The sequence below is a fragment of the uncultured Romboutsia sp. genome (genome assembly GCF_958366745.1).
Taxonomy (GTDB): domain Bacteria; phylum Bacillota; class Clostridia; order Peptostreptococcales; family Peptostreptococcaceae; genus Romboutsia; species Romboutsia timonensis.
Genome location: NZ_CATXCO010000086.1, coordinates 1 through 8990 on the forward strand (window position 1 = coordinate 1; position 8990 = coordinate 8990).

9 protein-coding genes and 1 pseudogene are annotated in these 8990 nt (G+C 25.4%); 7 read left to right on the plus strand and 3 right to left on the minus strand.

Annotation, left to right across the window (positions count from 1 at the left end; all coding sequences use genetic code 11):
• The 4 genes and pseudogenes from Q5F54_RS07225 to truA all read left to right on the plus strand — a co-directional run.
• Positions 1–576: pseudogene (locus Q5F54_RS07225) on the plus strand (hypothetical protein); the annotation flags it as partial.
• Positions 577–597: 21 nt separating this feature from the next.
• Positions 598–1296 (plus strand): cell wall metabolism DNA-binding response regulator WalR, encoded by a 699-nt coding sequence (gene walR, locus Q5F54_RS07230; protein WP_071120146.1) that lies wholly within the window; start codon positions 598–600, stop codon positions 1294–1296.
• A complete protein-coding gene (locus tag Q5F54_RS07235) occupies positions 1296–2732 on the plus strand; it encodes a HAMP domain-containing sensor histidine kinase (protein WP_302334160.1) in 1437 nt (478 codons plus the stop codon). Before walR ends, Q5F54_RS07235 begins: the two co-directional genes overlap by 1 nt.
• A gap of 24 nt (positions 2733–2756) precedes the next feature.
• A complete protein-coding gene (gene truA, locus Q5F54_RS07240; protein ID WP_281538529.1) occupies positions 2757–3494 on the plus strand; it encodes a tRNA pseudouridine(38-40) synthase TruA in 738 nt (245 codons plus the stop codon).
• A 28-nt stretch (positions 3495–3522) separates the two neighbouring features.
• On the opposite strand, the gene Q5F54_RS07245 is transcribed toward truA, so the two are convergent.
• Positions 3523–3903: a DUF4363 family protein gene (locus tag Q5F54_RS07245; RefSeq protein ID WP_071120149.1), complete on the minus strand. Its 381-nt coding sequence runs from the start codon at positions 3901–3903 to the stop codon at positions 3523–3525.
• A 15-nt stretch (positions 3904–3918) separates the two neighbouring features.
• Positions 3919–4575 (minus strand): DUF421 domain-containing protein, encoded by a 657-nt coding sequence (locus Q5F54_RS07250; protein WP_288526005.1) that lies wholly within the window; start codon positions 4573–4575, stop codon positions 3919–3921.
• 138 nt (positions 4576–4713) lie between these two features.
• Between Q5F54_RS07250 and miaB the strand changes: the two genes are divergently transcribed.
• A complete protein-coding gene (miaB, locus tag Q5F54_RS07255; protein WP_281538527.1) occupies positions 4714–6147 on the plus strand; it encodes a tRNA (N6-isopentenyl adenosine(37)-C2)-methylthiotransferase MiaB in 1434 nt (477 codons plus the stop codon).
• 82 nt (positions 6148–6229) lie between these two features.
• Here the strand turns inward: miaB and Q5F54_RS07260 are convergent, their stop codons facing one another.
• Entirely contained in the window at positions 6230–6841 is a 612-nt protein-coding gene (locus tag Q5F54_RS07260) for a CoA pyrophosphatase (RefSeq protein ID WP_281538526.1), read from the minus strand.
• Positions 6842–6985: 144 nt separating this feature from the next.
• On the opposite strand from Q5F54_RS07260, the gene Q5F54_RS07265 reads away from it, so the two are divergent.
• Together Q5F54_RS07265 and Q5F54_RS07270 are read left to right on the plus strand one after the other, a co-directional pair.
• On the plus strand, positions 6986–8017 hold the full coding sequence (locus tag Q5F54_RS07265; protein ID WP_277233636.1) for a hypothetical protein: 1032 nt from the start codon (positions 6986–6988) through the stop codon (positions 8015–8017).
• A 243-nt stretch (positions 8018–8260) separates the two neighbouring features.
• On the plus strand, positions 8261–8758 hold the full coding sequence (locus tag Q5F54_RS07270) for a GNAT family N-acetyltransferase (protein WP_302334161.1): 498 nt from the start codon (positions 8261–8263) through the stop codon (positions 8756–8758).
• The last annotated feature ends 232 nt before the right edge of the window (positions 8759–8990 follow it).

Sequence of the window (8990 nt, forward strand, 5' to 3'; positions counted from 1 at the left end):
TATAGAACTCAAATATTATATACTAAGGATAAAAAGTTAGAAAAGGTATTTAAAGATGATGATAAAAATTTAATGAAACCATACTATATAGCAGTTGAAGATATAAATAAAGACAAAGTTCTTGAAATACCAATAGTAGCAGGAAGTAGTAGTATATATACATTACAATCATCATCTACAGTAAGTTGGTATAGATGGAATGGAAAGTATAATGAAGATGCTAGATTGGTATTTAATAGTAGAATATATTATAATTATAAATATAATTTTAAATTAGATATACCAAATAACTTGGTAAATAAAATATATAGTGAACAAGAGTATCAAGGTGAAAATACTTTATTTAAGTTCTACTATCATGATTCAGTAGAAAATGAACCTAAAAATATTTTTACTATAATTGTATCTCCTAAGCCTGTTGCAGATGAAGGAAAAAATATAACTAATAAATCATCTATGATACTTGCTGAAAATTATGATAATACATTTATATTACAAAAAAATAATGAAGAATTGTTAAAAGCTTTAAATATAACTACAGAAGCATTAATGGAGTATTTTTCATTAATTTATTAATATTTGTTTGGGAGGATTTGTATGAAGGAAAAAATATTAATATTAGAAGATGAAATAGGAATAAGAAGTTTTGTAAGTATAAATTTAAAAAGAGAAGGATATGAGGTAATAGAAGCTGGATGTGGACAAGAAGCTATAGATAAGATAAAAAATGAAAAAAATATATCTTTAGCACTTTTAGATGTAATGTTACCTGATATGAGTGGAATAGAAGTTTGTAAATATATAAGACAAAATTTTGACCAAGTTGGAATTATAATGCTTACGGCTAAAGCACAAGAAGAAGATAAAATAGAAGGATTTATATCTGGTGCCGATGACTATATGGTAAAGCCATTTAGTATAAAGGAGTTATTATTTAGAATAAGTGCGTTACTTAGAAGAATCAAAAAAGATGATACTATAAACACTAATGAAATAATATCGCTACCTTTTACTCTTAACTTAGATAAAAGAAAGCTATTTAAAGATGGTAAAGAAATAGAACTTACACCAACGGAGTTTTCAATAGTAAAATATTTAATAACTAATGCAAAGAAATCTTTAAGTAGAGATCAAATACTTGAAGAAGTTTGGGGAAGTAACTATCTTTATGATTTTAAAATAGTAGATGTAAATATAAGAAGAATAAGAAATAAAATAGAGGATGACCCATCAAAACCTAAATATATACAAACTGTTTGGGGATATGGATATTGTTTTAGAAAGGAAGAACAATAGTGCTACATTTTGAAGGGTTAAGAAAAAGAGTAATTAAAAATTATTTTATAATAATTATAACAACAGTTACTTTATTTGAAGGATTATTTATATTTTATGTTCAGAATTATTATTATGACTCTGTAAGACAAAATTTAAAAAATCAAGTTGAATATACAAACTCTGTATATAATACAAGTATAAATAACATAGAGAATACTACTTTTGATGAAAAAGTAAGTAATATACTAGATAAACAAAGAGTTGTAGGAAGCTCAAAGTATGCAACACAGGTAATAGATAAAGATAAGTATATTATAATTGATCAGTATGGAATAAAAAAACATGAGAAAATAGAAGCTGAAGATGTAGATAAGGCATTAATGGGTGGAAAGGATTTATATCCAATAACTCATAAGATAGAATCTACTAATGAACATGTAATGAGTGTATCTGTACCAATAAAGATAAATAATGTAATAGAAGGTGCAATAAGATACACTGTGTCATTAACAGAGATAGATGCTACTATATTTAAGTTGGCACTTGGATTAATACTTGCAGGGATATTTATATTAATAATAGCTATATCTTTAAGTCTAAGATTTGCAGAAACTATAATTCAGCCACTTATAGAACTAAAAGAATTTGCAAATGAGTTAGCACATGGTAACTTTAGTATAAAATTAAAAGACACTAGTATATCAGATGATGAGATAGGAGATTTGGCCAAAACATTTGTACATATGGCGGCTGAAATAGATAAAAGTGAAAAATTAAAAGAAGAGTTCATATCATCAATATCTCATGAACTTAGAACGCCACTTACATCAATAAAGGGATGGAGTGAAACTTTAGGATATGAAGGTATAACAAGAGATGAACTTGACTTAGGGCTTGGAATAATTCAAGATGAAACTGAAAGACTTATAAAGCTAGTTGAAGAGTTACTTGATTTTTCAAGACTATCATCTGATAGAATAAAGTTAAAAATAGATACTGTAGATATAAAAAGGCTAGCAATAGGCGTTGTGAATCAGCTTAAGGTAAAATCGAGCGAGAAGGATATAAGCTTAAATGTAGAGTTTAAAACTGAAAATATTGATTTAATCCAAGGGGATAAGGATAGACTTAGGCAGGTATTAATAAATTTAATTCAGAACTCTATAAAATTTACTGACGAAGGTGGATTTATAAATATTATAGTATCTCAAGATGAAGAGTACACAACTATGAAGGTAGTAGATAATGGAGCTGGTATAGAAAAAGAAAATTTAGAAAAAGTCTTAGATAAATTCTTCCAAGAAGATTACAATAAAGCAGGTAGTGGTTTAGGTCTTGCTATAAGTAATGAAATAGTAAAACTTCATGGAGGTAAGATGATACTTAACAGTAAAAAAGGAGTAGGAACTTCTATAACTGTAAAAATAAAAAATACACTTATAAAATCTATATAAGCTGAAAATAGAAAGAGGAACAATATGAGAAACATAAAGATGACTATAAGATATGATGGCTCAAGGTATAAAGGGTTTCAGAGGCTAAAAGACAATGATATGACAATACAAGGTAAGATAGAAGATGTCTTAAGCAAAATGGCTAATGAAAGTATAGAGATAATTGGATCTGGAAGAACAGATATGGGAGTTCATGCATATGGACAAGTTGCTAATTTTAAAACAGCTTCTAATTTATCTGTAGATAAAATGAAAACATATTTATATGAGTATTTACCAGAAGATATAGTAATAACTAGCTTAGAAGAAGTAGATGGAAGATTTCATAGTAGATACAATGCAAAATCAAAAGTATACTTATATAAAATATACAATAATAAATTTCATGATCCATTCTTAAGAAAGTATACTACTCATATACCTAAGAAGTTAGACATAGAATTAATGAAAGAGGCAAGTGAATATTTTATAGGAGAGCATGATTTTACTAGTTTTGCATCATCTAAATCTAAGAAAAAATCAAATGTAAGAACCATATATTCTATAAATATAACAGAAACTAATGGTTTAGTAGAAATATACTTTGAAGGTAATGGATTTTTATATAATATGGTAAGAATAATGACTGGTGCTTTAATAGATGTTGGACATAAAAAGATAGCACCTGAAGATATTAAAACAATGCTTGAAGAAAAAGATAGAACCAAAGCTGCAGATACTGCTCCAGCTAAAGGGCTATATTTATATAAAGTGAGTTATTAAAAAATAGGCTTTTAAAGCCTATTTTTTATTAGAATATATGGTTTAAATCACATTTTTCTGATTCTAAAATATTATTTAAGAGCATCTTTATAGTCTCAACTTGTTCTAATGCATTTAACTTATCATCGTATTTTATACTTTGTTCAATAATATTAAGAGATAAACATATATCATCAAAGTACTCATGATTAACTATTTTATACCAAATTTCTTTTTCTTTATGCCATGATTTAGACCATTTTTTTATATCATTAGAAACTTTTTCAAGATTATCATCTTCAATATTTTTTTGAATAAGTTCAATTTCAGATTTAAATTTATTAGTAAAATCATATATTTTATTTTCAGAATAAATACCTAAAGATATAAATAATAAAGTCCATATTAAAACGCCAATAATTCGTTTCATATTATATCACCTCATTTATTCTTTTTTTCTTTGTATAAAGATATCATCATTTTCATCTATCATAAAAATTAAGACATCTTTAACCTTTTTTATATTTTTAGATTTTAAAGTTTTTAAAATCCATTTTTCATCCTTATTTAATTCATTTAAATTATCTTTTATAACTTTGCCATCTATTATAACTGGAATAGGTAAATGTTTAAAATCAGTTGCTTTACTAGAATCATAAGATGGTGATGGAACAATACTTAGATTTCCATCAGTTTCAAGTAGTGCATATTGAACATCTTTAAGGTTGAAATATCCTTGAGAACGTAATGACTCAAGCAACTCCTCAATAGATATACGTTCTTTTTTCAATTGTTTGTAATTTAGTTTACTTTTATTTATAAGTACAGTAGGGCTACCAGATAAAATCCTACTAACAGTTCTACTTTTTAAAGCTATATAAGAAATTAAAATTTCTATAAATACAAGTGCAGTAATTGATGAAATTCCATATATAATAGGTATAGAATTATCTTGCATTGGAATAGCTGCAACTTCTGAAAGAAGTAATGTTATTACTAAGTCAAAAGCATTCATTTCAGCTATTTCACCTTTTCCCATAACCCTTAAAGCTATTAAAACGGCTATATATAGTATTATACTTCTAATAAAAACAACAAGCACCTTATCACCTCTAAAAACATTATATAACTTAATATAACCAAATTTAAATGTTAAATACTCAAATATAAAATGATGTCTTTAAAATAATGGTAGAATTTGATATAATATGACTTACTTAGTAGTAAGGAGGTTACGATTATGAGCAAAAGAAAACAAGTACAAGTTCCTATAGAGAAAATACAAGAACAAGATAGATTTATAGAAGCAATAGCTGAAAAAAATTCAAGATTTTATGCAATACATCAAACAAAGCCAAAGTATATGATACAAACTTTTGGATGCCAAATGAATGAACATGACTCAGAAAAGTTATGTGCAATGCTTGATGATATGGGTTACCAAAGAACTATGCTTGCTGCAGAGTGCGACCTTATAATATATAACACTTGTGCAGTAAGAGAAAATGCAGAACTTAAAGTTTATGGAAACTTAGGTCAATTAAAGTTTAATAAACGTAAAAATCCAGATTTAAAAATAGCTGTTTGTGGATGTATGATGCAACAGCCTCATGTTGTTAAAGAACTAAAGTCTAAATATAATCATGTTGATTTAGTATTTGGAACACACAACCTTTATAAATTCCCAGAATTATTAGCTTCATCAATGGAATCAGAAGGTATGTTAGTAGATGTTTGGGATGTAGATGGAGAAGTAGTAGAAGGTCTTAGAAGTAGTAGAAAATTTGAACTTAAAGCATTTGTAAATATAATGTATGGATGCAATAACTTCTGTACTTATTGTATAGTACCGTACACTAGAGGTAGAGAAAGAAGTAGAACTGTTGAAGATATAGTTAATGAAATAAAAGAATTAGTGGCAAATGGAACTAAGGAAGTAACATTACTTGGTCAAAATGTAGATTCATATGGTAAGACTTTAGACAATCCTGTAACATTTGCTGAGCTTCTAAGAATAGTAAATGAAATAGAAGGTTTAGAGAGAATAAGATTTATGACATCTCACCCTAAAGATATATCTGATGAAGTTATATATGCTATGAGAGATTGTGATAAAGTATGTGAATTTATGCACTTACCAGTACAATGTGGAAGTACAAGATTACTTAAGAAAATGAATAGACATTATAGTAAAGAACATTACTTAGAAATAATAGAAAAAGCTAAGAAAGAAATTCCTGATATAGCATTTTCAACTGACCTTATGATAGGATTCCCAGGTGAAACTGAAGAGGATTTACTAGATACTATAGATGTAGTTAGAAAAGTAAAATACGATACAGCATTTACATTTATATACTCAAAGAGAGAAGGAACTCCAGCTGCAAAGATGGAAGACCAAATACCAGAAGATGTAAAACATGAAAGATTTAATAGAGTGTTAGCTGTAGTAAATGAAGAAATAGCTAAGATAAATGAAAGCTACCAAGATAAAGTTGTTGAAGTTTTAGTTGAAGGAAAGAGTAAAACTGATGATAATGTATTAACAGGTAGAACTAGACAAAATAAACTAGTAAACTTTACTGGTGGAAGTGAAGATATAGTTGGTAAGTTAGTTAATGTAAAAATAACATCACCAAAAACTTTCTCATTACAAGGAGAATTAGTTAAGTAATTATAGAAAATGTGCCTTAAATATTTAAGGCACATTTTTTTAGCAATGGATGAAGTCGTTGACGATATGAATCAAGTGAATTTTATACTTCTAAAAACTCTAGGAAATTTTCTAATATTTTAGCTGTTATACCCCAAATTACATAATTTTCATATTTATAAAATAAAACTCTATAATTACTAGTAGCAAATTTGTAATCCTTTTTATTTGGGATAATATCATAAGGAAAATTATCATTTGGAATAACTTTAACTTCATTATTATAAAGAGAAGGCTTATGTTTTAATAAGTAAGATAATGGAACTAAAAAAATATGGTCTACCTCATCTTTATTTATATGAAGGCTATCTATATTATTTATATATCCCACAAAAGGATGAATTATCATATTACCAGGTGTTATAAGTAAATCTATTTCAGAGATAATATTTACGTTTTTAACATTTGTTCCAAGTTCTTCGCAAGTTTCTCTTATAACTGCATCAAGAGGACTTTCATTATTTTCTATTTTTCCTCCAGGAAAAGATATTTCATTTGGTTGACTTTTTAAATTTTTAGACCTTACCTGAAATAATATATAATGCATGTTATCTTTTTTTACTATGGGAATTAAAACTGAAGCTCTTTTCATATTTTTATATCCATTTATATACGGTTTATAGTTTTCAAATTTATGCTTTAAGTCTTCTATCATATAACTACTCCTTTAATTATTAAAGTATAGTATTATATTATATACAATTATAAATCAAAATAATACAAATAATACGATTATTATAGATTATTTCTTACCTCATATGTATAATATAAATTAGTTATATAGTAAGGAGAGACATAAATGAGATTATATACAAAAGAAGATGACATATATATAAATATACCAAGTAATATGATAAATAATATCGATGAAGATAATATTTTATTAAAAGAATATATAAGAATATATAAGAATGTAGAGAAGCTTAAAGAATATATAATTAAATATCTATTTGAAAAAGATAGCTCAATAACTCAAAAGAATATTGGGGATTTATTACTTAATATAAAATCTGAAGAAAATTTAGATAAATTTATAAATTATATAGATGTAGATATACATTCTTTAGAAGAAAAGTTTAAAAATTTAAACATACACTTAGGTGTAAATATAAATGAGATAAATTTAGCAAAAGAAGAAATTAAAAATGAATATGTAAATAATTCATATAACGAAGACTTTATAGTTAATAAAGAATATATAGATGAGATAATAAATTGTATAAAAGATGAAAATATGTATTCATTAAGACAAAAATCTAGATATGGAAGCTTAAACATAGAAGGGAAACTAAAATACCTAGAGGATATAGAAGATTTTAATGAAGATGAAAAGGGTGGAATGTATAGTCCTATACTTGTTATATATAGACCGGCTAAGTATTTAAGAGGAAGTTATATACTAGAAGATACTTATTATGTATATATAAAAAGACAACCACTAAATGCGCTTATTAATCAAGAAAAGCTTAACGAAAAAGGTATTGATGGTATGGGAAGTATTATATATAAAAAGCTAAAGCATGACCTTACAAATGAAAACTTACAGGAAATATTAGCTGAAATATATATATATGCAAATAAAAATAATTTAAACTTTGAAAATATAAAATTAACTGATATAAGTTCTAATAGATTATGGCTTACAAGTGAAAGGCTCAAAAAAGAATTTAAAGAACTTAGATATTACCATAAAAATTTAACACAAAAGATAAAGGATATATATGATTCTACAGGTGCGTATTATACGCAACTAGGTGGAAAATATATTTTTAATACTAGAGAATTTGCTCATTGTTATAAAACATATAAAGCAAAAGATATAAATGGATAAATTTCATAATATAAAAGGTTTTGAAATTATACAAAAGTTCTTATATAAAGATATATTTATGTAGGAACTTTTTATTATAAAGAAATTAGAAACTATTTATAAATAACTAATTTTAAATTACTTTAAAATATTATATTAAATAATGATTTTTATAATGAATATGAGCTAACCCTATAAATTGGAAGATAGTAAGATTTATGATATTATAAAATAAAAAGTAAGAGATATAAATGGGGGAATCTAATGATTAGAAAAGCTAAATTAAGTGATGTAGATACTATAATGTCTATAATAGATGAAACTGTAAAAGAAATGAAATTCTATGGGAATACTCAATGGGATGATAATTATCCTAATAGTGAAACGTTTATAAATGATATAAAAAATGATAGCTTATATGTTTATGAAGAAGACAACAATATAAAAGGTTTTATATGTATTGATTGTAATCAAGCTAAAGAATATGAGAATTTAAACTGGTCATTAAATGAAAAATGTATGGTAGCACATAGAATAGCTGTTAATACTAAATTTAGAAATGGTGGAATAGCTACTAAGTTAATGAGTTTTTGTGAGGAGTTAGCATCAAAAGAAGGAATAAGATATATAAAAACAGATACTTACTCATTAAATACAAAAATGAACTCTTTATTTAAAAAACTTGGATACAAATTTATTGGAGAAGTAAAATTTTTAAGTAAAGAGAAGGCATTTTATTGTTATGAAAAAATATTAAAATAATATAAAAATATACGTATAAATTAAGATATAATAAGAATTTGATTATTAATATAGAAGTAATCTGGGTATTAAAAATACTTAGATTATTTTTTATTATTAATGTATTATAAAATAGATACTTTTGATAAGGTATAATTAAATAGTTATTTTGAGCAAAGCGAATTTTTTTATCCAAACTTAATAAAGCTTATTAGTTATGGTATAATAATTAACTAGACAATATAATTACTAA

Bases quoted from the DNA above. Each gene is read 5' to 3' on its own strand.
- walR (WP_071120146.1), top strand. From the start codon at position 598: ATGAAGGAAAAAATATTAATATTAGAAGATGAAATAGGAATAAGAAGT.
- truA (WP_281538529.1), top strand. From the start codon at position 2,757: ATGAGAAACATAAAGATGACTATAAGATATGATGGCTCAAGGTATAAA.
- Q5F54_RS07245 (WP_071120149.1), bottom strand. From the start codon at position 3,903: ATGAAACGAATTATTGGCGTTTTAATATGGACTTTATTATTTATATCT.
- miaB (WP_281538527.1), top strand. From the start codon at position 4,714: ATGAGCAAAAGAAAACAAGTACAAGTTCCTATAGAGAAAATACAAGAA.
- Q5F54_RS07260 (WP_281538526.1), bottom strand. From the start codon at position 6,841: ATGATAGAAGACTTAAAGCATAAATTTGAAAACTATAAACCGTATATA.
- Q5F54_RS07265 (WP_277233636.1), top strand. From the start codon at position 6,986: ATGAGATTATATACAAAAGAAGATGACATATATATAAATATACCAAGT.
- Q5F54_RS07270 (WP_302334161.1), top strand. From the start codon at position 8,261: ATGATTAGAAAAGCTAAATTAAGTGATGTAGATACTATAATGTCTATA.